Below are 24718 nucleotides of genomic sequence, written 5' to 3'. Positions count from 1 at the left end.
TTCACGGACCGAGCAGCCCCAAGGGAATTACCGCAATTCCGTCAGTGCGCCGATAGGCGACTTTTCCGGTCGTGATAACCGCCGAATCCACGAGGTCCGGGCCGATCTCATCGGCCAGCCATCTCAGATGCCGCGTGTCCTTATCGTCTACGGTTCCGGACAGCTTTACTTCCAACGCCACCACCCGGCCGTCCGGTCGCTCGATAATGAGATCCACTTCGTGCTCGCCGCCGTGGGTTCGCAAATGATGCACAGATGCCCCCGCAGCTTGTGCATAGACGCGCACGCTCAGAGTCACCAGGGATTCAAACAGAGCGCCCAGCATCGGACCGTTGCGAAGTTCAGCCGGGCCGATATCTGCCTTATTGATGAGCGTCTCCGCTGAAACACGGAGGAGGCGCGCGGCCAGCGCAGGGTCGGCGAGGTGGTGCTTGGGCGCCTGCCCCAATCCTTTGAGGCGATTTCTGCTCGGCAGCCAGCCGGGAACCTGGTCCAAGAGCCACAGCTTGGTGAGCATTTCCCGGTAGTCCTGCGCGGTGGCTTTTGAGGGTTTGACTGCATCGCCCGGAGTCGCCGCGCGGATAATGCTGTCGTAACTCGCCGTCGTCGAGCTGGCTGCAGCGTAGGCCGCCAGCCACGCTCTGAGCGTTGCCGGACGCCTGACCGCATACCCCGCCTCGGGAAAATCGTGCTCAACGATTGCCGAGAGATAGCCGTCGAGCGTTGCCGATCTATATTCCTTCGTTTGGAGTCGGATCGCCGGAAACCCCGACCGCGTCACCTCGGAGGCATAGTCCTCCAAAGCCAGTGGGCTTGCGCCTTCTATTGCTGCAGGCGGGCCGGCAAGAAGAGTCGCTAGTGAGACTGTAGGCGGGGTGAGCTGCCGCTCGGAGAAGGCCATCGGTCGCATCCGCAGGTGCACAATACGGCCGGCACCGGAATGCGCAGGCGCCTTCGTCGGGCTTGCGCTGCCGGCCAGGATGTACTGACCTGGCCGTGCATCGTGGTCGACGCTGCGGCGAACGGTATCCCAAATCGCTGGAAACGTCTGCCATTCATCAAGCAAAACCGGGCGCGACAACCTCGTTATCCGCTCGCGGTCTGCCTGCAGCAATGCGAGCTGATCCGGATCGTCGAGCTGAATGATGGACCCAGCCCTCCGCGACGCTGTGGCAGTCTTTCCGACAGCCTTTGGCCCGTCGAGGGCGATGGCCGGCAACCCGGCGAGCATGGCTGTCAATTCGGCATCGACGATGCGCGGCGAGTAGTCCATAGGGCTAAGTTACCATTTCTGGGGCTCATACTTTACTGTTTCAAGTCCCTGTGCGTTACCGTTTCCGGAGGCCGTACTTTACTATTTCCGAAATTGGTGGCTGAGGCCCGTCGAGCGGCGACGTGGGAGCACGCGGCGGCATCCGCTTATTTGAGCGATACCCGTAACCGCGGGGAAACGTCGCGCAGCTAGGCTGAGAGTCGACGAAAAGGAGCGCCTGATGGCACGACGCGACGAGATCGAATGCTGGCTCACCGACATGGACGGTGTGCTCGTGCACGAGAACCAGGCCCTTCCGGGGGCGGCCGAGCTGCTGCAGCAGTGGACCGACTCGGGCACGCCGTTTCTGGTGCTCACCAACAACTCCATTTTCACCCCGCGCGACCTGAGCGCCCGGCTGCGTTCGAGCGGGCTGAATGTGCCGGAGGACCGCATCTGGACCTCCGCCCTCGCGACGGCGGATTTTCTGAAGTCGCAGGTTTCCGGCGGCACCGCCTTCGTGATCGGTGAGGTCGGCATCACGACCGCGCTGCACGAGGCCGGGTTCATCATGACCGAGACCGACCCCGACTACGTGGTCGTCGGCGAGACGCGCAACTACTCGTTCGAGGCGATTACCAAGGCGATCCGGCTGATTCTGGGCGGCGCGCGATTCATCGCGACCAACCCCGATGCGACCGGGCCCAGCAAGGACGGCCCGATGCCGGCGACCGGCGCGATCTCGGCGCTGATCTCCAAGGCCACCGGCATGGAACCCTACGTCGTCGGCAAGCCCAACCCCATGATGTTCCGCTCGGCGATGAACAAGATCGGCGCGCACTCGGAGAACACCGGCATGATCGGCGACCGCATGGACACCGACATCGTCGCGGGCATTGAGGCCGGGCTGCACACCATTCTCGTAATGACCGGCATCAGCGACGAAGCCGAAATCAACCGCTACCCGTTTCGGCCCGATGAGATCGTGGCCGGCGTGCACGAGCTGCTCTCGCCGGAGCTCATCGAGAGTGACGAGATCTAGGCGCCTCCTCCACAGGCGCCGGCCTACGGCGTTGCCCCGCCTGAGATCGCCACGGAACAGCCACCACCGAACGCCCCGGGTACCACCCTCCGCTGGTCGAGGATGGTCGAGCAGCCACGGGATCGCCGCGCCGATCTCGGGAACGCCATCATCCCCGGGTCGAGCGGGCCAAGGCAACCCCGCATCCGATCTCGGGAACACCCCCGTTGGTCGAACCGGCCAGAGCCCCGTATCTGATCGCGAGAACCGCAGCAACCCCTGGTCGAGCCTATCGAGACCGCCACAGTCCTGCGATGGCTGGCTGCGCCGCCCAGCCATTCCGTCGGTCGAGTGCAGTTCGGGCTACTTGTCCCAGTTGGGTTTCTCGGCTGGTGTGGCGGCGCGGTTTTGGCCGGCGGGGCGCCAGGTTTGGGTGGGGTCGAACAGGAGCGGGCCGCGGATCCAGGGGCGGCCGTCTCGCATGTCGATGTCCCAGCCGGAGGTGTCGATGCTGGCATGGCCGGCGTTGCAGAGCAGGACGGCGTTGTCGATGTCGGTCAGGCCGCCTTTCTGCCAGGGAACGACGTGGTGAACCTGGGTGAGGTGGGGTGGCACGGTGCAGCCGGGGATGACGCAGCCGCCATCGCGGGCGGCCAATGCTCGGCGGTGACTGGCGGTGAAGAACCGGTTGCTGGTGCCGAGGTGCAGGATTGTGCCGGTGTGGCCGAACAGGATGGGTTGGTAGCCGCCGGCGCAGATGAGTTCGTCGACTTGGTGGGGGGTGAGGGGGCCGTCGATGCCGTCGATCCAGCCGGCGCCGCGGCCGGCGAGGAGGTCGGTGATGTTGATGTGTACGAGCACGGTGGGGGCGGCGCCGCCCATGGTGGGGGTGTCGGGGTGCCGGGCTGCGGCTTCGAACGCGGCGCGGAGGATGCTGGCTTGCTTTTCACTACGGGAGCGGGTGTCGTCGGGTTGCTACGGACACGGACTGAGCGCAGCGGGACTGATCCTGTCGGGGCTGAGCGGGTCGGGTGGGTCGGTGCCGAGCGTGTCGCTGCCCTCCATTTTCGCACCCGCCTCGCCCGCCTGGCCAATTTCGGTGGCTTGGCCCGCCGCGGTGGCGTTCCGCGCCTCGCTGGTTGCTTCTTGTGCCGCTTCGTTGTCGCAGTTCTGGTTGTTCTGGCGGTTCTGGCCGTCGATACCCATCTGCGCGCCGTCGACCCCAGCTTCGGTCTCGCCGTTCTCGTCATTGTCGTTTGTGGTGTCGGGTTCGGGTTCGGTCTCACGGAACGCGACCAGCGCGCGCGGAGTGGCGTCGGAAACTCGACTCGTACCGGACGCCGCGCCGGAAGCCGTGCCAGAGGCGGTGCCGGACGCCGGGGTCGCAGTGCCTCCGGCACCGGGAACGGGGTTGGCCGCCGCGGCGGACAGGTACGCATCAAAAACGTTGCCAACGATGGCGCGGTCGAGGGTGGTGAACCAGCCGCTGAGGCTGTAGCCGCCGTTGCTGAGGGTGCCGAAGGTGAGCCAGCTGCGCCGTTCGGTCGGGGTCTCGCCGGGCGCGGTGCCGTCGGGGGCGAGGCGTGCCTTCCACTGGATGCCCTGCTGCCGCAGCAACTCCGGCGCGAAGGCGATGCCGGCACCGGGGAGCCCCTCGGTTTCGGGAGTGATCGCCCCGGAGCCGCTGGCCACCAGAGAGCGTTCGACCCGGTCGAGGTCCTCCACCAGCACGGAGGAGCGCAGGCCGTCGAGCACCTGCACGATCACCCGGGCCTGCTCCAACCCGAGCTCCCCGCCCTGCAGGGCCTCCCCGAGCACCGGGTAGATGGGGGCCAGCGGGCGGCCGAGCAGCATTCGCTGGCCGGCTTTCTCACCGAGCGCGGACCGCTGACGCACCTCGCTGCGGGACAGTCGGGCGAGGGTGCAGACGAGTTCGACGCCGCTGCGGCAGCCGAGCCGACGGGCCAGCGTCGGCGCAGCCAGAGCCGCCGCCGCACCCTCACCCGCCACGCTCGGAGAAGCCGCAGCACCCTCCGGGATCACGGATTCCGCAGCAGCCTTGCCCGAACCAGCCTTCTCCCGGGCGGCATTCTGCGCGGCGGCGGCACTCTGATCAACAGCAGCCTTCGCGGCGGCTTTCGCTGCGGCAGCATCAAAGTACTGGGAACGGCGCAGCACATCGGTCGTGGAGAGTACCCGGGCCCCGTCGACGACCCGGCCCACGCTCTCCACCGCCAGCAGCAGGGTCAGTGATTCTTCATCGCCCAGCAACCCCAACGACACCCCACCCAACGCCGCCAACAGAATCTCCCGAGCCTGCTCCACCGCCGCAACGACCGGGTTCGAACTGGCCTCGCTCGGGTTTTCCATGAACATGGGCGCCATTGCCTCCTTCACGCCAATTCTACCGTAGATCGAATACAAAAGCGAGAGAACCTCAAAAATAATCCCCGCGAGAAATTGGGCCGCCTGATTTACGCTCGTCACCAATGAGGCCACGTTTATGAGGAAAAACAGGGAGCATCAGGCGTGATTCATCGTCGAAGCGTCTACTGTAAGCGCCAAGCCTACGAATTTATGACTGATTTTTCATCACGAATGTGCCCAAACGTTTGCGCCGGGACCACAGAATCAACGTCAGCCCCGAAGGGCTTCAAAACTCAGCCACGAGCCCGCGCATTTTCGGGTGCTTCGTGCTCATGACCGCTCCAGGCTGGCCACAGCTGCCGGCGCGGCCGGCCGCGCCGGCAGCATCCGCTCGCGCGTGTAGCTTTCGGCCACGCGGTCGAACCTACGGGGCGCTCGTTCCCACGGTCACGAGCGCCGATCCATGCGGGGTCAACATCCGCTCCCGCACCAGAGACGACGCCGACGACCTCGTGGCCTGGCCGAAACCGCAACGACATGAACGAATGCCGCCCGTGCGCGGCGTGCATGTCCGACCCGCAGATTCCCACCACGGTGGAGCACACGAGCACCTCATTGGCGCCGGGAACGGGTATTTCGATATTCTCGAGCACGACATCGGTGGCGGAGTTGACCACGACGCGAACGATTGCTGAGGGCTGCCAGATCAGTAGACCGTGTAGCCGCCGTCGGCGACGAGTATCGAACCGGTGATGAACGACGCTGCTTCGCTGGCCAGGAAGACCACGCAGGGCGCGATCTCCTCGGGCAGGGCGAACCTTTGCTGCGGTGCGTCTTCAACCCAGTAACGCTGGAATTCGGGCCGGTCGACCGGTGCCATCTCGGTCTTGACATAGCCGGGGGCGACCGCGTTCACGCGGATTCCGAATGGGGCCCATTCGGCCGCCAGAGACTTGGTGAGATGGTGCACGGCCGCCTTCGAGGCGTTGTACGCGGGCTGCATTTGCGGGCGGTTGACGATGATCCCCGACATCGAGCCGATGTTGACGATGGCGCCCTTGCCCTCGGTGCGCATGTGGGCACCAACCGACAGGCTCGCTTTCCAGAGCGCGCGAACGTTGAGGTCCCAGACCGCGGCCCATTCGTCGTCGGTGACATCGAATGCCGGTGCGTGGTAGCAGGTGCCGGCGTTGTTCACGAGAATGTCGATCTTGCCGAGGCCGGTGATGGCTTCCTCGGTCATGCGGGCGACCTGATCGTCTTTGGTGATGTCGGCCTGGATAGTGACGAAGTCATACCCGGCAGCCTTGGCCTCCACCGCAACGGCGGCGTTGCGTTCGGCGCTTCGCCCGGCGATTGCGACGTGGGCGCCGGCCTGGGCCAGCGCGAACGCGAAGGCCTTGCCGAGCCCTTGGTTGCCGCCGGTGACCAGGGCTGTTCTTCCTTCGAGGCTGAATACATTCATGGTGGTGCTCCGTTTCTCTCGGGACTAGTTCGGGTAGACGATGGACTTGAGGCTGTCTTCGTTCCGATCACTGTCGAGGGCTTCCGCGACATGCTCCAGGTCGAATTTGCCGGTCACGAGCGAGTCGAGGTCGACCTGTCCGGAGGCGACCAGGTGGATAGCGGTCGGCCAGGTGTCCACGTAGCGGAAGATGCCGGTGACGGTCAGTTCCAGGTTTTGAATTTGCGACACCGGCAGGATCATCTCGGGGTTGCCGAGCCCCACCAGAACGACCGTGCCGGCTGGCCGCACCGAGCGGATGCCGCTGTCCACGGCCCGCGCGGAACCGCTGGCGTCGATGAACGCGTTCACGTCAAGGCCCAGCGTTGCCGGGTCTTCGGCCACGGGGTCGATGACCCGGGTGGCTCCGAACTTTAGCGCACGCTCACGCTTGGCTGCAATCAGGTCGGAGACGATGATCTCGCTCGCGCCGAAGGCCCGCGCGGTCTGGGCGGTGATAATGCCGATCGGGCCGGCGCCGGCGATGAGAATCGATGACCCGGGGACGATACCAGCCTTGCGGATGCTCGCGATGGCGACCGAGAGCGGCTCCAGCAGGGCGGCAGCCTCAAACGACACCGAGTCGGGAATTGCGTGGGCGAATTCGGTCTGGATCGTCACGTAGCCGCAGAAGGCACCGTCGATGGGCGGGGTTGCGTAGAATTCCATCTTGGAGCACAGGTTGTACCGGCCCGCGCGGCATTCCCGACACAGCCGGCAGGCGCGCTGCGGTTCCACGGCCACGCGCTCCCCCACGCGAGCGGGATCGACGTCCACTCCGGCCGCCACGATGGTGCCGCTGAGCTCATGGCCCAGAACCAGAGGGGCATCGACGATGAAGTCGCCGATTCGGCCTTCGCGGTAGTAGTGCACGTCGGAGCCGCAGACGCCGACCGCGGCCACCTTTACAAGCACCTCATCGGCGCCGGCCGTGGGCACGGCACGGTCCTCGATCGTCAAGTCCTGTTGTTTCAGCAAAACGCTCGTTCGCATTGTCGCCGGGAGCGTGGATGAACTGGCCATGACTAGTCTTCTCTCTGAACTGGGTGGGATTCGTAGGGACTGAAAAATAGGGCTCGGCCGGAGACGATGTATTCGGCGCCCAGGGAGCGGGCGGAGTCGGCCACCACTGAGGTGACGCCGCCGTCAACGCCGACCGGCAACATCCGCCAATCGAACGACCCGATGGGTGCGGTCGAGGGCGACGAGTCTGTGGCATTGCCCTGCGATGGCCAGGCCCACAATCGGGTCAGTCAAACCCGCCCCGGCCTTCGCAGCGGCAATCGCCGTGGTGAAAGTCGCCCACGAATCCTCGGGGTGCTGCTCGCCGTATGAAGGCACACGCTACTTCCAGCACCGAAACGTCGTTGTCGCTCACATGAACCCCGGACACTCTCTTTTGTCTAGATCTTTATCCTGATGGGGCCGTACTCAAATGTCAAGTTGCCCGCTCATATGAGAGAATTAGCGTGCGAGAATGGATACTCGCGTAGAGCCCGAGGTCAAGGAGAGTCATGGATATCGGTCCCAGCGAACTTGTTCAGATGGCTTTTGTCGCCCAGCAGCACTATCGCGCCGGAAAATCTCTCGTCGAAATCGCGGACGATATCGACATGTCACGCTTCAAAGTCGCTCGTCTTCTCGCGCGCGCCCGAGAAACCGGGCTCGTCACCATTCGGGTGAATACCCCCGGCACCCTGCACGCCGATCTCGCTTCTCGACTGGCGAAGGCCTACGGACTGAACCGGGCGATTGTGGCCAACACGACCACCGATCTCAGCCCGGCCATTCGCACCGAACTGGGGCGGATTACGGCCAACCTGCTTATCGAGATCGTCACGGAGTCCGACGTGCTGGGCATTGCGAGTGGACGCACCCTCACGGCCATCGTGGATCAGCTCGACCGGCTCGCGCCTTGCGATGTCGTGCAGCTCACCGGCCTGGCCGGGGATCCCAGCCAGACCTCCAGCGATCTGGTGCGACGAATCTGCGAGATTTCTGGCGGTCGCCCGTACCCGATCTATGCCCCGCTCGTCGTTTCCGATTCGCAGGCTGCCGAAGCTTTCAAACGTCAGCCATCCATTCAAGCCACATTTCAGCGGATGAGCCGAGTCACCAAGGCGGTGCTCGCGGTCGGCAGCTGGGAACCACCGGAGTCGCAACTCAGTGATGGCCTCAGCGGCGAGGAGCGCGCCGAACTGCTCGCACGCGGCGTACGCGCCGAGATCAGCGCCACCCTGCTCGATGAGCGAGGCCAGCGCGTGCCGGCCCTCGAGGGCCGCACGCTCGCGATCGACATCGACCAGCTGCGTGATATTCCCGAGGTCATCGTCGTGGCCGGTGGTGCGAAGAAGACGGAGGCGTTGCGGGCGGCGCTCAATACCGGGATTGTGACGATTCTGGCGACCGATTCCCACACGGCCCAACGACTTCTGGGCGGCGCCCAGCGAGTTCAGTGACCCGGCGCACACGCAAACGGTTTCGCCGCTGGCGAGAAAACTTTCTCGCCAGCGGCGAAACCGTTGTGTCAATAGGACGCTAGCTACTCGCCCTGTCCCGGCAGGTTTTCAAAGGCGATATCGCCCGTGATGAGGTTGCCAGCGATCAGTTCACTGAGCGCGTCGAGGAACGTCGGACGGTCGCTGACAACGTGCTCGATAGCGTCACCGACGTTGTCGGTCGTGATCGGGGGCATGAGGTAGACGAGGTTCTTGTCGACGTCTTCTCCGCGGGCGATCTTTGCGGCGACCGCGACACCGGTGGCGAGCTGAACGGTACCGTTCTGCAGGCTCGTGCCGATGAAGTCACCGTTCTGAACAGCGTTCAGGCCGTCTTCGATGCCGTCGATACCCACAACGGGCACGCCCTCGATGCCGGCTTCGCGCAGCGCCTGCACGGCGCCGAGGCCCATGTCGTCGTTCTGGGCGATGACACCGTCGATGTCGCCGCCGAACGCGGAGATCCAGTTCTTGACCTTGTTGATGGCTTCGTCGCGGCTCCAGTTGGCCGTGTCCTTGGCCAGAACGGTGATTCCGGGGTTTTCGGCCAGGACGTTGTCGATTCCCTGGCCACGGTTGATTTCACCGGATCCGCCGAGGGGGCCCTGCAGGATCACGACATTTCCGGAGCCGCCGAGGGCTTCCATCATCATCTCGGCTTCCTGCTCGCCAGCCGCGACGTCGTCGGGCTGAACGCTGCCGGCAACTTCGGAATTGTTCAGCGTTGCGTTCACGTCAAGGAACGGAATGCCGGCAGTCTTGGCCGCAGCAACCTGCGGCTGGAGGGTCTCGAGCTGCACCGGTACGACGACGATGGCGTCAACGGCAGCGCTGATGTACTGGTCGATCTGGTTCGCCTGGGTGCTGACATCCATGCCCGCTGAATTCCAGAGAATGTCAATGTCATTCTCTTCCGCATAACGGTCGATGCCTTCCTTGCCCTCAGTAATGAACGACGACATGTCGTAAACCGTCACACCGATCGTGACCCGGTCGCCGGCGTCCGCGCCCTGATTGGCCGTGGGGTCGCCCGCGCCGCACGCGGTGAGCGAGAGCGCGGTGAGCCCTGCAATCGCGATTCCGGTCGCGCGACGGATGTTGCCTGTGATCTTCATTGATTCCTCCGTGTTGAGTTTCCCGGTGCCGGGAGTGGATGGCGCCAGTGCGAATGCACGTGGGCCAAGTGCGTGGCGACGAAGCTAAACGCGTCGTTTGGAGGCCCAAACGTCGACCGCGACGGCCGTGACGATGAGCACCCCCTTGATGACGTCCTGCCAGTAGGCGGGGACAGTGAGGATATCGAGTCCGTTATTGAGGGTTTGAATGAGCAGGAGCCCGAGCGCAGTGCCCCAGATGGTGCCGCGGCCACCGAGCAGGCTGGCGCCGCCGATCACGACGGCCGCAATGGCGTCGAGTTCGTAGCCCTGGCCAAGGTTCGGCGACCCGCTGATCACGCGCGAGGAGAGCATAATTCCGGAGAGCCCCGCGAGCGCGCCGCTGATCGCGTAGACGCTGAACAGGATGCGCCCGGTTTTGACACCGGCGATCTCGGCGGCCAGACGATTGCCGCCGACGGCGTAGACGCGCATCCCGTAGGCGGTTCGCTTCATCATGATGCCGAAACCCACGATGCTGACGATCATCAGGATCACGGGGATCGTCAGCCCGAAGATTTCAGTGTTGGCGATCTGGCCGTAGGCTTCCGGCATCCCGTTGATTGGTGCGCCCCCGCCCACGACGAAGGCCAGGCCGGATGCCAGGGTAAGCATGCCCAACGTCGCAATGAACGGTGGCACGTTGATCACCGAGACGACCAACCCGTTGATCGAACCGGCGATGAGGCCCACGGCCACGGCCACGAGCAGTGCCAGCCAGATGCGGTCGGGGAACGTCTTGGCGGTCAGGGCGCCCGACATCGCACTGAGCGCGATGATGCTGCCGACGGACAGGTCGATACCGCCGGTGAGAATAACGAGGGTCTGACCGAGTGCGATCAGCGCAAACGGCGCCGCAGCGATGAGGATCGTGACGACATTGTCGACGGTTCCGAATCGTGCGCTGCGATAGAGGAAGAACGAGATGATGAGAACCATCACGATCACCATCGCGTAGCGAACCGCGAGGTCCTGCAACCATTTGCCGGAGAATCGTCGCGTGGTGTCCTGGGTAATTGTCATGCTCAGTTGTCCTTCTGCTTGTTCGTGGACGGGTCTGCACTGGCGGGAACGGTCAATGCGGCGGGGTCGATGCCATCGAGTCCGCTGGCCAGCCGAAAGATCGTGTCTTGCACCCCGGGATGCGCCAGCTGCTCGGCGTTGAGCTCACCGGCGATGATGCCGTTTCGCAGGACAAGTGCCGTGTGCGACAGGCTCAGAATTTCCGGCATATCGCTGGATGCCATGACGACGGCCATGCCTTCCGCTGCGAGGTCGACGATGATGCGGTAGATCTCGCTACGGGCACCCACGTCAACACCACGGGTCGGCTCATCGAGGATGAGGACGTCAACCGGGGAGGTGAGCCAGCGTGCGAGCACCACCTTCTGCTGGTTACCTCCCGACAGCGTCTCCATGGACTGGTCCAGGCCTCGGCTGCGCAGCTTCACGGCGTCCATGGCTTCGCGAACCTGCGAACGTCGGAGGCCCTGCCGCAGCAGTCCCCCCGCCGAGAATTGCTGGATCCGGGGCAGCGTGGCGTTGTCGAGCACACTCATCGAGAGGATGGCACCGGCACCCTTGCGATCCTCCGGTACAAAGGCCATGCGTGCCGCAATTGCCGCTGCCGGCGTGCCTCCCTTGACCGTGACACCCTTCACGGCAATCGAGCCGGCCGTGCTCTTGCGAATGCCGAACACAGTTTCCAAGAGTTCCGTTCGACCGGCGCCGACGAGCCCTGCCAGGCCTACGATCTCGCCGCGGCGCACGGTGAGGCTGAGTGGGGCGCCAGCACCGATGACCTGCAGGTTGTCGATCGCCAGCACGATTTCTGTTCCAGGCTCGGGAAGTTCGGGAAAGAGGCCTTCGAGTTCGCGACCGATCATGGCCGTGACGATGTCGTCGTCGGTGAGGTTGCGCAGGGGCTCATCGAGCACGAGCTCACCGTCCCGCAGCACCAGAACGCGGTCGGCGAGTGCGCGCATTTCTTCCATCTTGTGAGTGGTGAACAGGAGGGCGACTCCGCGGTCGCGCAGGGTGCGCATTACCTCGATCAGCCGGCCAACTTCACGCTCAGCGATCGCGCTGGAGGGCTCGTCGAGCAGAATGACACGTGCTCCGGTGTTGGTGGCCTTCACGATTTCGACGATCTGGCGCAGGCCGACCGGCAGGCTCCCCATGCGTTGAGTCGGCTCAATATCGACGCCGAAGACGTGCAGAATCTCCCGCGCGGAGTCGATCATGGCCCGGCGCCGCAGGCCCAGCGGCCCGCGCAGTTCGCGGCCGATGAAGATATTCTCATAGACCGTCATCTCGAGAACAGAGGCGAGTTCTTGCGGAACGATGGCGACCCCGAGACGATACGCCGCCTGCGGATTACCGCTCGGCAGGCTCTCTCCACGCACCAGCACTTCACCAGAGTCTGGCCGGTACTGGCCGGACGCAATCTTCATGAGCGTGGATTTGCCGGCGCCGTTTTCACCCGCCAGAGCAGTGATGGTTCCGGGAGCCAGCGACAGCGAGATCCCCTTGAGCACCGGTACGCCACCGAATGCCTTGGTCAGGTCGCGGCACTCCAGGGTGCCCAATTCGTCTGTCATTAGCCTCACCTTTCGCGCAAGGAGTGCTGGTGACAGAGCCTCATTGCGATCAACCACGTAAAACGGATGTTTTCAAACTCTAACCTCAAAAAATACATATGAGAAACTAGCGTGCACAAATGAGCGAAGTGCTAACCTTGAGCGCCGCCAAGGTCAATGGAAGAGAGTTGCGTTGAAACGGAATGATGAAGAACAAATGGCCGACGTGGCGACACGTCACTTCATCGGCAACCGGTCGAGAATCGAGATCGCTGAAGAGCTCGGAATCTCCCGGTTCAAGGTTGCCCGGCTCCTGGAACAGGCGATTGAGCTGGGGATCGTCACGATCGATATCGGAATGCCCGGCGTCGTCGATCTGGACATCTCCATTGCCCTCCAGAAACGTTTTGGTCTGAAGCGGGCCATCGCCGTCATGACCCCCAGCCCGCGCCCCGAGGTAGTGCAGGAAGCCCTGGGGCGAGTCGGCGCCCAACTTCTGAGCGAGATCGTCGTCGACGGCGACGTGCTGGGCGTCACCGCCGGTCGTACGCTCAGCCACATGGCCCATCACATTGGCGAGATCGCGCACTGCGAGGTTGTGCAACTCGCCGGTGTTGCCGGACCGGTACGCGAGAACGGTATCGACATCGTGCGTCGCATCGCCCAGGCATCCGGCGGTAACGCCTACCCGATTTTTGCACCCCTGCTGGTGAAAGATCGTGCGACAGCTATAGCGCTGCGCAGCGACCCGGTTATTCATGAGACCTTCCGCCGCTTCGACGGCGTCACCAAGGCCGTCGTCGCCATCGGAAGCTGGAATCCACCGGATTCCCAGCTCTACGACAACGCCCGAAATATCGGTGTGCTCGACGATTTGCTGAGCCGAAACGTGTTGGCCGAGGTAGCAGCCACCCTGCTCGATCCGCACGGCCAGGAGATCGACACCGTCGTCGACCGGTCGGTGGCCGTCAGCTCGGCTCAGCTGCGCGCCATTCCCGACGTAATCGGCCTGGCTGGCGGCACTCTCAAAGCCGCGGCGGTGCGCAGCGCAATCGACAGCGGACTCATCACCTCGCTCGTCACCGATACCGGTTTGGCCCAACGGCTGTTGAGCCAGCCGGTTTAGAGCGCGTTATCGGCGCGTTCCGTCCGACCTCAACTCACAACCAGACCTGGAGTAACCGCATGCATGCAGACCTGACCGGCAAAGTCGCCGTCATCACCGGAGGAGCCCGCGGGCTCGGCTATTCACTCGCGACCGCTCTCGCAGCCCAGGGTGTCTCCGTTGGCCTGATCGACCTGCTCGACGGTGTCGCCGAATCTGCAGCGACTCTGGCCCGCGACTATGGTGTGGCCACCGCGAGTGTTCGGGTCGACGTGACCGATGCCGCGGCGCTGGATGCAGCATTCTCCGCACTGGAGTCGAAGTTGGGAACGGCTAACCTGCTCGTGACCGCCGCGGGGATGACGCTGTGGGGCGATAGCGTCGACGTGACGCCGGCGGCCTGGAACAAGGTGATCGAGGTGAACCTGAACGGGACCTTCTTCGCCAGCCAGTCCTTTGCGCGGCGACTTCTCGCATCTGGTGCACCGGGATCAGTTATCTTCATCGCATCGATGTCGGGCCTCATCGTCAATGTCCCCCAGTTTCAGGCGTCCTACAGCGCGTCCAAGGCAGCGGTGAGCCACCTCGCCAAGTCTCTAGCCGTGGAATGGGCGCAGTCCGGAATTCGTGTGAACGCGATAGCTCCCGGTTACTTTCTGTCGGATATGACCCGGCAGTTCACCACGGAGAATCCTGACCTGGCCACCCAATGGACCAGCACGATCCCGCTCGGTCGCATGGGTGAGCCCGAAGATCTGCACGGACTCACGACGTTCCTCGCTTCGGATGCGTCCGCGTATATCACCGCGCAGACCATCGTCATCGACGGTGGCTACACCGCGCTTTAGCCCTGCTTCAGGCTGAAAGAAGCTGCAGGCGGCGGCTGGCCTGCCGGCCGCATCCGCTCGCGCCTGCAGCCGGCCGCGCGGGTCAGGCCGGGCCGGTGCCCATGATGGTCGCGGCCAGCGGTTCGGCCGAGGCTCGGCTTACGAAGCAGTAGTAGTTGCGCGGGCCGGTGGTCCACTGTTCGTCGGTGATCGGGTAGCTGCCCTGCATTTGCAGGTTCGGGTAGGCGCCGGCGGCGTTCAGGTCGAGGATGCCGGGTGCCGTGCAGAGCAGGTTGATCTGGGCGGCGAGCGCGGCCTCGCCCGGAAACACGGTGGTCGTGTCGCCGCCGAAGCTGCCGCGATGGACCAGCTGGGCGGTGTGTGCGACGGCGCAATCGACCACCGTGAACTCTTCCTCCCACGGCGAGACATACGGTTCGAGGCACTCGCCACCGAACAGGGTGTTCCACTCGTGCGCACCGGCGGCCTGCACCGCGGTGATCTCCGGGGTCCGGGTGGGCGTGGGGGTCGGCGTGGGCGTCGGCGTCGCGGATTGGGTCGGTGCCGGAGCCGCTACCGGACTCGCGACCAGACGCTGGCCGAGATAAAACAGCCCAACCAGCACGATGAGGGCAAGCAGCCCGACGGCGGTCCAGACTAGGGTGGCCTGCGTTCCCCCGGCAAGGACTCGCCGGGACCGGTGTCGACTCGGCGCCTCAGTGTGCGTTGGCTGGTCGGCTTCGGCCTCGGCTTTGGCTTTGGCGTCGGCCAAGCGGATGCCCGCGCCCGCGTCGGGCGCATGAGTATCCGTTGCAGATACCGGCAGCAACTCGGTTGCGGCCGTGGCCTGCGCCTCGAGAGGCTCAGGCGCGACAACGGCCGGTGACGCCGGCGCGAGCTGTTCGACAGAGGCGACCGTGGCCGTTTCGTGGTCGGCCGCGACGGGCTCAGCAGCAACAACCTCTGCCCTTACTGGGGCGGCCGTCACCGGACCGTCCGTGACGGGTTCGACGGCTGCCGATTCGCTCATAATCGGTTCGCTCACGGCCGGCACAACGACGGCCGGGATGACTGCGGCCGGAACTTCGGCCGTTGGAATGGCTGGGGCGGGATCGGCTGCGGCCGCCACGACATCGGCCGCGCTGGGCTCGGCCCCTGCAGTGGACTGCTGGTCCGGCTCTGGCTCACTATCACTCGGCGGAATGACTTCGGGCTCGGCATAAGTGGCCGGTGCAGCGTCATCCGCGGAATCAGCGGCGCCGGCGGCGGCAGCTTCTGCTTCGACCGGTTGGGGCAGCGGGGTGGTCCACCAGGGAGCCGGCCCGGCCGGAACTGCCGGAACGGGCGGCTCAACCGGCTCGGCGACCTCGGGCTCGTCGACGACCGGCTTGGCTCGGCGCGCACGGCGACCAAAGCGGCTCGTGGGTGCGGCGGTATCCGGTTTGGCGGCATCCGTTTTAGCATCGCCTGTAGCTTTGGCAGCTGAGTCGTCCGGCGAGTCAGCCCCGGCACCGGTGGTTTCCGGGTCGAGCTGCGACGCGAGCCAGTCGATTCCCCGCTCGTCGTCTGATGCCACTAGTTGAGCCCCAGGTCCTCAAGGGAAATCGCGGCGTAATAGGGGTAGCCGGCGGCCTCGATCACTTCGCGAGCACCAGTGTTGCGGTCGACCACGACGGCGACGCCGGCGATCTCGGCGCCGACCTTGAGCAGGGCTTCAATGGCGGCCAGGGGCGACCCGCCGGTGGTCGAGGTGTCTTCGAGCACGATCACGCGCTTGCCGGCGAGGTCTGGCCCCTCCACCTGGCGGCCGCGACCGTGGTCCTTGGGTTCCTTGCGCACGACGAAGGCGTCGTAGGTCGCGCCGCGGGCCGCGCCCTGGTGCATGACGGCGGCGGCGATCGGGTCGGCGCCCATGGTCAGGCCGCCGACGGCGACGACATCGGGCACGTCCTTGATGAGATCGAGCATGACCTGCCCGATTAGGGGGGCAACCCGATGGTCAAGGCTCACCCGGCGCAGGTCCACGTAGTACGTGGCCTTCTTGCCGCTGGTGAGAACGAAGTCTCCGTGAAAAACGGCCTCGGCCGAGATGAAGTCGATGAGTTTCTGCCGCGTATCAGTCACAATCGCCAGTTTAGGGCATGCCCGACAGCCCCCTCCGTGTCCAGAACACGAGGCGGGGGCAGGGTATTTTCCGCGGGGTTGCGAGTTTTGACGTGTGGCGGCGTCCCGCGCACGCCGATTGTTGAGCTTGTCGAAACACGCGGAGGCCTCCGGAACGCCTCAATGTCTGAGCGGGGAGCGGGTGACCCCCGCCCCCGCCGACACCCAGAAAACACAAGCAAAAGCCGCAAAACAAGCCGGCAAGCGGCTCTTTTCGCAGGCCGCTCCCGTGAATCTCGGGGGCGGAGCCTAGAAGATGCGAACCAGGTTGCGACGCTCGGTCTGACGGTAGCCGTCGCGGTGAACCTCGACGACGAGGGCTGCGATGGAAACAACGGCAACGAGCAGGATGGCGATGAGGATGAACACGAGATGCCTTTCGAAGGAGGTGGCGTGGCCCGGCACGGAGGCGACATTGCTCGTGTGTGACCCTCTCATTTGACCACTCCTGACCGTGCAGCACAATCGTATTATTCTGCATGCATTGTGTAGGTTGGCTACATGGACGTGCAACGACTCGAACTGCTCCGGGAACTCGCCGACCGCGGCAGCGTTACGGCGGTCGCCCTGGCCACTCACCGCACTCCGTCGGCGGTCTCCCAGCAACTCAAGGTGCTCGAACGCGAAGCCGGGTTGCCGCTCACGCAGCGTCAGGGTCGCGGACTCGTGCTCACCTCGGCTGGCCGCGCCCTCGCCCGCAGCGCAGCGGATGTGGCGGTATCGCTCGCGAAGGCCACCGCGCTCTGGGACGAATTCCGCAACCACGCCTCGGGTGAAGTGAGCCTGGTCACCTTTCCCACGGCCGGCCAGATGCTGCTGCCCGGCGTCATCAAGATTCTGGGGCCGGACCTCCTGCTCAACTGCGCCGATGAAGACCCGGAGCTGAGCGACTTTCCCGCCTTCACTGCCGAGTACGACATTGTGCTCGCGCACTCCATGAGCGGCCAGCTCTCCTGGGCCGGGCGTGGCCTCACGGTTGTTCCACTCATGACCGAGCCGCTGGATGTGGGACTGCCGGTGGGGCATCCGCTCTCCGATCGCGCCTGGGTTGGCCCACGCGACCTGATCGGCGAGACCTGGATCGGCGTGACCGACGGCTACCCGTTCGAACGCATTCTGCACGCGATCGAGCAGGAGGCCGGCGCCCGCCTGTCGATGTCGCAGCGGTTCGCCGACCTTGCGCTGATCGAATCGTTCGTGATTGCAGGGCTCGGCATTGCGCTCGTGCCGCGGTATACCTCGGGTGGCGGGCAGCCCGGTCGACTCGTGCTCAAACCGCTGCGCGGCATCGAATCGCAGCGGCAGATCGTGGCTCTGATGCGCCCCGACCGAGCCGAGCGCTTAGCCGTGCGCACCGTCATCCAGGCCCTGCAATCCGAGGCCGCCAAGGTTGAGCAATCCCACAGCACCGCAACAGCTCGTTGAGAGCGCAAAAAGTGCCCGATTGGATGGGCCAATCGGGCACTTTTTGCGCTCTCGCGGGGTGTGACTAGGCGTTTTGGGGGAAGCCCAGGTTGATTCCTCCGTGGCTCGGGTCGAGCCAGCGACTCGTGACCGCCTTCTCCCGGGTGTAGAAGTTCACTCCGGCGGGGCCGTAGGCCTTGGCGTCACCGAACAGCGAGTTCTTCCAGCCGCCGAAGGAGTGGTACGCGACCGGCACCGGAATTGGCACGTTGATGCCAACCATGCCCACCTGCACCTCGTTCTGAAAACGGCGAGCAGCTCCGCCGTCATTCGTGAAGATCGCGGTGCCGTTGCCGTACTGGCTCGCGTTGATGAGGTCGAGACCCTCCTGGTAGCTGGCCACGCGCACGATCGACAGCACCGGGCCGAAGATCTCGTCGAGGTAGACGGCGGAGTCGACGCTGACCTTGTCGAACAGAGTCGGGCCGAGCCAGAAGCCGTTGGGGTCACCGTCAACCTTGACGCCGCGGCCGTCGATGACGATGTCGGCGCCGTCTGCCTGGGCGATGTCGATGTAGCCAGCCACCTTGTCGCGGTGCACCTTCGTGATCAGCGGTCCCATGTCGCAGCCGCGCGTGCCGTCACCGACCGTGAGGCCCTTGACCCGCTCGGCGATCTTCATGATGAGTTCGTCGGCCACGGGCTCAACGGCGACGATGACGCTGATGGCCATGCAGCGCTCACCGGCGGAGCCGAACCCGGCGTTGACGGCGGCATCCGCGCTCAGGTCGAGATCGGCATCGGGCAACACCAGCATGTGGTTTTTCGCGCCGCCGAGGGACTGCACGCGCTTGCCGTTTCTGGCCGCGGTCTCGTAGATGTAGCGGGCGATCGGGGTGGAACCGACGAAGGAAATCGCCTGCACGGTGGGGTTCGCCAGCAGGGCGTCGACAGCCTCCTTGTCGCCGTGCACGACGTTGAGCACACCATTGGGCAGGCCGGCCTCGGTGAAGAGCTCGGCGAGCCAGTTCGACGCCGAAGGGTCTTTCTCGCTCGGCTTGAGTACGACGGTGTTGCCGGCCGCGATCGCGATGGGGAAGTACCAGAGCGGCACCATCGCCGGAAAGTTGAACGGGCTGATGATGCCGACCACGCCGAGCGACTGACGAATCGAGTAGACGTCAACGCCGGTCGAGACGTTCTCGGAGTACTCGCCCTTGGTCAGGTGCGGCATCCCGAGGGCGAATTCGACGACCTCGAGGCCACGAATAATCTCGCCGAGCGCGTCGGAGGTGACCTTGCCGTGTTCGGCGGTGAGGATGTCGGCCAGGTCTCCCTTGCGCGCGTTCAGCAGCTCGCGAAAGTTGTACATGATGGTCTGGCGGCGAGCCTGGCTCGTGTCACGCCAGGCCGGGTAGGCGGCCTGAGCGACGGCGACGGCTGCGTCGAGGTCGGCGGTGCTCGCCAGCAGCACGTTCTTGGCGACTGTGCCGGTGGCCGGGTTGTAAACGGGCGCGGTGCGGGTCGAGGTACCGGCGGCGGCTTCGCCGTTGATGTAGTGCTGAATGGTCGGGGTGTCAGTCATTGTGAAAATCCTTAATGGTTGGAACGGTTAGGCGAGAAGGTCGAGGCTGAGCACCTCGTCGTAGATGGCGAGCGCTTCGGCCACCTCAGCGTCGGTGACGACACAGGGCGGCACGACATGGATGCGGTTCTCCATCAGGAACGGCAGCAGGCCGCGGCCGAGCAGTTCGGCCTTCACCCGGGCCATGACGGCGGCGCTCACCGGTTCGCGGGTGGCCGGGTCGGCGACGAGTTCGAGCGCCCAGAACACGCCGACACCGCGTACCTCGCCGATGATCGGGTGCTTGGCCTGCAGGGCCTTGAGGCCCGGCTCGAGCACGTCGCGCCCGATGCGGGCCGCGTTCTCGACGATGCCCTCGGCCTCCATCGCGTCGAGGGCGCCGACGATCGACGCCATAGCGAGCGGATGCCCGCTGTAGGTGAGCCCGCCGGGAAAGACGGTCTCGTCAAAAGTTGCAGCGATGGCATCGGAGATGATCACGCCGCCGGTGGGCACATAGCCGGAGTTGACGCCCTTGGCGAAGGTGATCAGGTCGGGCACGACGTCGTAGGCCTGGAAGGCGAACCAGTGGCCGGTTCGGCCGAAGCCGCACATGACCTCGTCGAGAATCAGCACGATGCCGTATTTGTCGCACAGTGCGCGCACTCCGGGCAGGTAGCCGGCCGGCGGCATCATGATTCCGGCGGTTCCCGGAATCGACTCGAGCAGAATGGCCGCGACCGAGGCCACACCCTCGCCCTGGATGACGCGTTCGAGATGGTGCAGCGCGCGGGCGCACTCCTCGGCCTCGCTGGAGGCCCAGAATTCGCTGCGGTAGAGGAACGGACCGAAGAAGTGCACGTGTCCGCGCGCGAATTCGTTGGGAATGCGACGCCAGTCGCCGGTGGCGACCACGGCAGCTCCGGTGTTGCCGTGGTACGACTTATAGAGGGAGAGCACCTTGTCGCGACCGGTGTGCACGCGGGCCATGCGCATGGCGTTTTCATTCGCATCCGCTCCACCGTTGGTGAAGAAGACCTTGTTGAAACCGGCCGGGGCACGGTCGGTGATGCGCTTGGCCGCCTCGCCGCGGGCCAGGTTGGCGGTGGACGGCGCAATGGTCGTCAACAGCGCGGCCTGCTCGGTGATGGCTTGCACCACGGCCGGATGCTGATGGCCGATATTCACGTTCACCAACTGACTCGAGAAGTCAAGATACGAACGTCCGTCATGATCCCAGACGCGGCAGCCCAACCCGCCGGCGATGACGAGCGGTCTCAATGCCGCTTGTGCCGACCAGGAATGGAACACGTGCGCCCGGTCGAGTTCGCTGGTGTGCGCGTTGAGAGTTTGTGTGCTGGTGTCAGTCACGTATATCGCTGGCTTTCTGTGGTGTTGGTATGAACGGGTGGTTTGGTGAATCGGAAAAATTGTGGGCCGGGCGGCCCTCGCGGGCCGCCCGGCAGGTGAGCTAGTTGCCGCCCTCGTTGAGGGTGACCTCGGTGGGCTTCCAGTCGGTGCCCATGACATCGACGCCGTCAGCCTTCAGCTCATCGAGTGCCTTGGTCACGTACTCGTTGGAGTACGCGGTGGCGGGCGGGTCGGTGGTGATGATGGTCGCCCCAGTCTCATTCTTGGTATTCATGGCGATGTCGACCGTGTTGGCCCAGGCCGCTTCGTCGATCATTCCCACGCCGTTGCTCGACGGGAAGATGAGTTTGCTGACCTCGTTGGTCATCCACAGCTGGTGGCTCTCGCCGAGGGTCGAACCGGCCGCGGTGACGATACCGGCCGCTTCGGACGGGTTGTTGGCCGCGTAGATCCAGCCCTTGATCGACGCCTTGATGAACTTCACCGTGTTGTCGGCATAGTCGGCGTCACTTTCGAGTTTGTCGGCGTTGGCCCAGATGGAGTCCTGGAGCATCGCGGTGCCCTCGTCGTTCCAGTCGATGACGTTGAGTTCATCGGGCTGGAACAGCTCGCCGGTGTCGGGGTTGATGGTTTCCAGAACCTGGGCGTACTCGTTGTACGTCATGGCCTGGGCGGCATCGATATCGCCGGCGAGGAATCCGGTCATGTCGAAGGCCTGCTGAATGAGGTTGATGTCGCCGAGCTCAACGCCGGCTTTCTGCATGCCGGCAAAAAGTTCCCACTCGTTGCCGTAACCCCAGCTTCCGACGTTCTTGCCCGCGAGGTCGGCCGCGGTCGTGATGTCCTTGTCCTTGAGCGAGATCTGGGTGGTGGCGCTGCGCTCGAAGATCTGGGCGACGTCGGTGATGTTGGCGCCCTGCTCGATCGAGCCGAGCACCTTCGGCACCCAGGAGATGGCGTAGTCGGCGTCGCCGGCGGCGAGTACGTCCTGCGGCACGATGTCGGCGCCGCCTTCGTCGATGGTGACGTCGAGGCCCTCATCTTCGTAGTAGCCCTGGTCGAGCGCGGCGTAGTAACCGGCGAACTGGGCCTGCGCGAACCACTGCAGCTGCAGGGTGATCGGGGTGAGATCGCCGGCGGCATCCGTTGAGGGAGCAGTGCTCGCCGTGCTGCAGCCGGAGAGAACGAGCGCGCCGACGGCCGTGATTGCGCCAACCCATGTGATGCGGTGTTTCATGGTGCCTCCTTGGTTACTGGTGCTGTGTGTGGCGGGGTGGGTGGTCTAGCCGCCGGAACGGCGGGTGACAAGCTTCTCCACGATGAGAGCTGCACAATAGAAAGCGAGTCCGAGAATGATCGAGCCGAGCACGTAGGCCCAGGCCAGCCCGTAGTTGCTGCTCGACGCGGCCGAGGTGATGGACTTGCCGAGGCCGCCGACCGGTCCGCCGAAGTACTCGGCGATCAGGGCGCTGATCACGGCGAGCGACGATGCGATGCGCAGCCCGGTGAAGACGAACGGCAGCGCGGTGGGCAGGGTGACCGCCCGAGTGGCCTGCCAGCTGGTGACGGCGTAGGCACGCATCAGGTCACGGTGCACCGGGCGCACCTGGCGCAGGCCCTTGAGGGTGTTGAAGTAGACCGGCACGAACACGGCGAGCGCCGCGACCAGCTGCCGAGCGGTCTCGGCGCCGGCGCCGAACATCGTGTAGAGCACCGGCGCGAGAGCCACGATCGGCACCACCGAGAGGGCTGCGACGATCGGTGCGGCCATCTCATCGAGCAGGCGGGCGAGCGCCGCCACGATCGCCAGCGCAATGCCGAGCACGGCGCCGATGACCAGGCCGATCAGGGAGTTACGGCCGGTGACCGTCATTCCGCCGGCGACATTGTTCAGATTGCCGGCGAATTCGGCGCCGATCGCAAACGGTGCCGGCAGGATGAACGCCTTGATCGCCAGCCCGGTGACCAGGCCCTGCCACAGCAGAATAACGGCCACCCCGAACACGATCGGGGCGAGTACGGTCTGCAGCAGTCCGGGCTGGGCGGTTCTCATCGCGTCTCGACCCCGCGAGCTCCGGTCTTCGGCACGACTCCCGTCGGCAACCCCGTGCCCGATGAATCGGGGTCGCCGTGCAGCAGATCGCGCACCTCGCTGAGGGAACGAAAGAAACCCTCGTCTTCGCGCAGGTCTTCGCCGCGGCCACTCATATCGCCAAGCCCAACGCCCACAATAGAACGGATGCGTCCGGGCCGTGGCTCCAGCACCACCACCCGGTTGGAGAGAAACACCGCTTCGGGAATGGAGTGGGTGACGAAGACCACGGCGGCCTGAGTTTCGGCGCAAATGCGCACGAGTTCGTTCTGCATGCGCTCACGGGTCATCTCGTCGAGGGCGCCGAACGGTTCGTCCATGAGCAGCAGGCTCGGGCTTTCGGCGAGCGCGCGGGCAATCGCCACGCGCTGCTGCATACCGCCGGAGAGCTGGTCGGGATAGTGCGCCGCGAAGTCGGAGAGCCCGACCAGCGCGATCAGTTCGGCGGCACGCCCCCGCCTCGCCGCCTTACCGACCCCGTGCAGCTCGAGCGGCAGCTCGATATTGCCGGCGACCGTGCGCCAGGGCAGCAGGCCGGCCTGCTGAAAAGCGATGCCGTAGTCCTGGTCGATGCGGGCCTGCCGGGCCGGTTTGCCGAATACCTCGACGCTGCCGCTCGTGGGCACGTCGAGGTCGGCGATGAGTCTCAGCAGCGTGCTCTTGCCGCATCCGCTTGGCCCGATCAGGCTGACGAATTCGCCGGGCGCGACGTCAAGGCTCACGTCGTCGAGGGCGGTGACGCCTGGACCCTTGCCGGCGGCGAAGATGCGGCTGACGCCGTGCACATTCACTGCGGGCACATCGACTGCGGGCACATCGCCTCCGGGCACATTCAGTGTGTCGGTCATGCTACTTCTCCCCTGCGAAAACGACGAAGGAACAGCCCGATCAGGCCCACAAAGCCGGCGGCGACGAGGCCGACCAGGATCGATCCGAAGATGGGTGCCCAGGGCTTGCCCGGGTCGTTGCCGGCCGCGCCGGCGTACTCAACGATGAGCCGGCCGATGCCGCCGCGCAGCCCGATCGATACCTCGGCGACGACGCTGCCGACGACCGCGCTGACCGCGGCCAGGCGCAGGGCCGGCAGCAGGTAGCCGACGCTGGCCGGCAGGCGCAGCCGCCACAGCGTCTTCCACCAGCCGACCGCATAGCAGTGCATGAGGTCGACGTAGTTGGCGTCGGGCGAGGCGAGGCCGCGTAGGGCGCCGATCGACACCGGGAAGAACGCGAGGTAGGAGGCGATCAGGGCCACCGACATCCAGCTTTCCCAGGTGAATTCGCCGAACTGGATCTGCGCGCCCCAGCGCCGCACCAGCGGGGCGATCGCGATGAGCGGCACGGTCTGGCTCAGAATGATCCACGGCAGAATCGCCGACTCGGCCAGGCGAAAGCGCTGCATCAGCAGGGCGAGGGCGAGCCCAACGGTCACGCCGACCAGCCAGCCGACCGCGGCGATGCCGAGGGTGAACAGCGAGCCCTGCAGCACCGCCTGCCACAACGGCAGAGCGGATGCCGCGCCCGTCACCGGGTCGAACAAGCGCTCGGCCATGACCGCGAGGTGCGGCATGGCGAGGTCGGTCGTGCGCGGCAACACCGTGATGCCGCCAAGAACCACTCCGTCGGCGGGTCCGAGCGTTTTGTAGAGCTCCCAGATCAGGGCGAGCAGCACGAGACCGGCCAGGCCGAACAGACCGCCGCGCAGCCGCGGGTGCACGACGGCGCTCCGGCGGCGGGACACGCGCGGTTTGGGTACGCCAAGCGCGCCGCGATTAAGCGGTGCGCTCTGCTCGGTCTGGGTGGTCATCCGCTTATTTCTT

General features: G+C 65.1%; 23 protein-coding genes and 1 pseudogene. 5 read left to right on the top strand and 19 right to left on the bottom strand.

The window, feature by feature from the left end:
* Position 1: 1 nt before the first annotated feature.
* The gene (locus CXY78_RS15435; protein WP_104090118.1) at positions 2-1273 is read right to left on the bottom strand and encodes an ATP-binding protein; all 1272 of its coding nucleotides are present in this window, start codon (positions 1271-1273) and stop codon (positions 2-4) included.
* A gap of 220 nt (positions 1274-1493) precedes the next feature.
* Between CXY78_RS15435 and CXY78_RS15430 the strand changes: the two genes are divergently transcribed.
* Positions 1494-2294 carry an HAD-IIA family hydrolase gene (locus CXY78_RS15430; protein ID WP_104090116.1) on the top strand — a complete coding sequence of 267 codons (801 nt, stop codon included), beginning with the start codon at positions 1494-1496 and terminating at the stop codon, positions 2292-2294.
* Positions 2295-2636: 342 nt separating this feature from the next.
* On the opposite strand, the gene CXY78_RS21870 is transcribed toward CXY78_RS15430, so the two are convergent.
* The 6 genes and pseudogenes from CXY78_RS21870 to CXY78_RS15405 form a co-directional block, all read right to left on the bottom strand.
* A complete protein-coding gene (locus CXY78_RS21870; protein WP_255409995.1) occupies positions 2637-2888 on the bottom strand; it encodes an HNH endonuclease in 252 nt (83 codons plus the stop codon).
* A 39-nt stretch (positions 2889-2927) separates the two neighbouring features.
* A pseudogene (locus CXY78_RS21865) lies at positions 2928-3230 on the bottom strand (hypothetical protein); the annotation flags it as partial.
* A gap of 18 nt (positions 3231-3248) precedes the next feature.
* Complete coding sequence (locus CXY78_RS15420) at positions 3249-4658, bottom strand: DUF222 domain-containing protein (RefSeq protein ID WP_104090113.1); 1410 nt, start codon at positions 4656-4658, stop codon at positions 3249-3251.
* Positions 4659-4933: 275 nt separating this feature from the next.
* Positions 4934-5209: a hypothetical protein gene (locus tag CXY78_RS15415; protein WP_233197294.1), complete on the bottom strand. Its 276-nt coding sequence runs from the start codon at positions 5207-5209 to the stop codon at positions 4934-4936.
* A gap of 137 nt (positions 5210-5346) precedes the next feature.
* Positions 5347-6105, bottom strand: coding sequence for an SDR family NAD(P)-dependent oxidoreductase (locus tag CXY78_RS15410; protein ID WP_104090110.1), 759 nt, complete (start codon positions 6103-6105; stop codon positions 5347-5349).
* Between the two features lie 24 nt (positions 6106-6129).
* Positions 6130-7167, bottom strand: a complete 1038-nt coding sequence (locus tag CXY78_RS15405) for an NAD(P)-dependent alcohol dehydrogenase (RefSeq protein WP_104090109.1) — start codon at positions 7165-7167, stop codon at positions 6130-6132.
* A 491-nt stretch (positions 7168-7658) separates the two neighbouring features.
* Here CXY78_RS15405 and CXY78_RS15395 point away from each other — a divergent pair, with 491 nt between their 5' ends.
* Entirely contained in the window at positions 7659-8603 is a 945-nt protein-coding gene (locus CXY78_RS15395) for a sugar-binding transcriptional regulator (RefSeq protein WP_104090106.1), read from the top strand.
* A gap of 83 nt (positions 8604-8686) precedes the next feature.
* Here the strand turns inward: CXY78_RS15395 and CXY78_RS15390 are convergent, their stop codons facing one another.
* From CXY78_RS15390 to CXY78_RS15380, 3 genes are all read right to left on the bottom strand, one after another.
* Positions 8687-9757 carry a substrate-binding domain-containing protein gene (locus CXY78_RS15390; protein ID WP_104090104.1) on the bottom strand — a complete coding sequence of 357 codons (1071 nt, stop codon included), beginning with the start codon at positions 9755-9757 and terminating at the stop codon, positions 8687-8689.
* Positions 9758-9841: 84 nt separating this feature from the next.
* Positions 9842-10819, bottom strand: a complete 978-nt coding sequence (locus CXY78_RS15385) for an ABC transporter permease (protein WP_104090102.1) — start codon at positions 10817-10819, stop codon at positions 9842-9844.
* A 2-nt stretch (positions 10820-10821) separates the two neighbouring features.
* Complete coding sequence (locus CXY78_RS15380) at positions 10822-12396, bottom strand: sugar ABC transporter ATP-binding protein (protein WP_104090100.1); 1575 nt, start codon at positions 12394-12396, stop codon at positions 10822-10824.
* A 205-nt stretch (positions 12397-12601) separates the two neighbouring features.
* On the opposite strand from CXY78_RS15380, the gene CXY78_RS15375 reads away from it, so the two are divergent.
* On the top strand, positions 12602-13501 hold the full coding sequence (locus CXY78_RS15375; protein WP_158253329.1) for a sugar-binding transcriptional regulator: 900 nt from the start codon (positions 12602-12604) through the stop codon (positions 13499-13501).
* 59 nt (positions 13502-13560) lie between these two features.
* Positions 13561-14328, top strand: coding sequence for an SDR family oxidoreductase (locus CXY78_RS15370; protein WP_104090097.1), 768 nt, complete (start codon positions 13561-13563; stop codon positions 14326-14328).
* An 82-nt stretch (positions 14329-14410) separates the two neighbouring features.
* Here the strand turns inward: CXY78_RS15370 and CXY78_RS15365 are convergent, their stop codons facing one another.
* From CXY78_RS15365 to CXY78_RS20815, 3 genes are all read right to left on the bottom strand, one after another.
* Positions 14411-15883 (bottom strand): hypothetical protein, encoded by a 1473-nt coding sequence (locus tag CXY78_RS15365; RefSeq protein ID WP_104090096.1) that lies wholly within the window; start codon positions 15881-15883, stop codon positions 14411-14413.
* Positions 15883-16431 carry an orotate phosphoribosyltransferase gene (gene pyrE, locus CXY78_RS15360; RefSeq protein ID WP_104090094.1) on the bottom strand — a complete coding sequence of 183 codons (549 nt, stop codon included), beginning with the start codon at positions 16429-16431 and terminating at the stop codon, positions 15883-15885. The genes CXY78_RS15365 and pyrE overlap by 1 nt, the downstream gene beginning before the upstream one ends.
* 288 nt (positions 16432-16719) lie before the next feature.
* Positions 16720-16908, bottom strand: coding sequence for a hypothetical protein (locus CXY78_RS20815; RefSeq protein WP_134505220.1), 189 nt, complete (start codon positions 16906-16908; stop codon positions 16720-16722).
* A 63-nt stretch (positions 16909-16971) separates the two neighbouring features.
* Between CXY78_RS20815 and CXY78_RS15355 the strand changes: the two genes are divergently transcribed.
* A complete protein-coding gene (locus tag CXY78_RS15355; RefSeq protein WP_104090092.1) occupies positions 16972-17895 on the top strand; it encodes a LysR family transcriptional regulator in 924 nt (307 codons plus the stop codon).
* A gap of 64 nt (positions 17896-17959) precedes the next feature.
* On the opposite strand, the gene CXY78_RS15350 is transcribed toward CXY78_RS15355, so the two are convergent.
* The 6 genes from CXY78_RS15350 to CXY78_RS15325 all read right to left on the bottom strand — a co-directional run bounded on the left by CXY78_RS15350 (position 17960) and on the right by CXY78_RS15325 (position 24705).
* Positions 17960-19459 carry a CoA-acylating methylmalonate-semialdehyde dehydrogenase gene (locus CXY78_RS15350; protein ID WP_104090091.1) on the bottom strand — a complete coding sequence of 500 codons (1500 nt, stop codon included), beginning with the start codon at positions 19457-19459 and terminating at the stop codon, positions 17960-17962.
* 27 nt (positions 19460-19486) lie between these two features.
* Positions 19487-20809 (bottom strand): aspartate aminotransferase family protein, encoded by a 1323-nt coding sequence (locus tag CXY78_RS15345; RefSeq protein ID WP_233197282.1) that lies wholly within the window; start codon positions 20807-20809, stop codon positions 19487-19489.
* A 100-nt stretch (positions 20810-20909) separates the two neighbouring features.
* Positions 20910-22046, bottom strand: a complete 1137-nt coding sequence (locus CXY78_RS15340) for an ABC transporter substrate-binding protein (protein ID WP_104090087.1) — start codon at positions 22044-22046, stop codon at positions 20910-20912.
* Positions 22047-22091: 45 nt separating this feature from the next.
* A complete protein-coding gene (locus CXY78_RS15335; RefSeq protein ID WP_092338139.1) occupies positions 22092-22862 on the bottom strand; it encodes an ABC transporter permease in 771 nt (256 codons plus the stop codon).
* Complete coding sequence (locus CXY78_RS15330) at positions 22859-23749, bottom strand: ABC transporter ATP-binding protein (RefSeq protein WP_104090085.1); 891 nt, start codon at positions 23747-23749, stop codon at positions 22859-22861. Before CXY78_RS15330 ends, CXY78_RS15335 begins: the two co-directional genes overlap by 4 nt.
* Positions 23746-24705: an ABC transporter permease gene (locus CXY78_RS15325; protein ID WP_104090084.1), complete on the bottom strand. Its 960-nt coding sequence runs from the start codon at positions 24703-24705 to the stop codon at positions 23746-23748. Before CXY78_RS15325 ends, CXY78_RS15330 begins: the two co-directional genes overlap by 4 nt.
* Between the last annotated feature and the right edge of the window lie 13 nt (positions 24706-24718).

Origin of the sequence: Cryobacterium sp. N19, from assembly GCF_002929595.1 — a bacterium.
Taxonomy (GTDB): Bacteria; Actinomycetota; Actinomycetes; order Actinomycetales; family Microbacteriaceae; genus Cryobacterium; species Cryobacterium flavum.
Note: the sequence above shows the minus strand (reverse complement) of the source record. Positions and strands in the feature narration are given on the sequence as shown.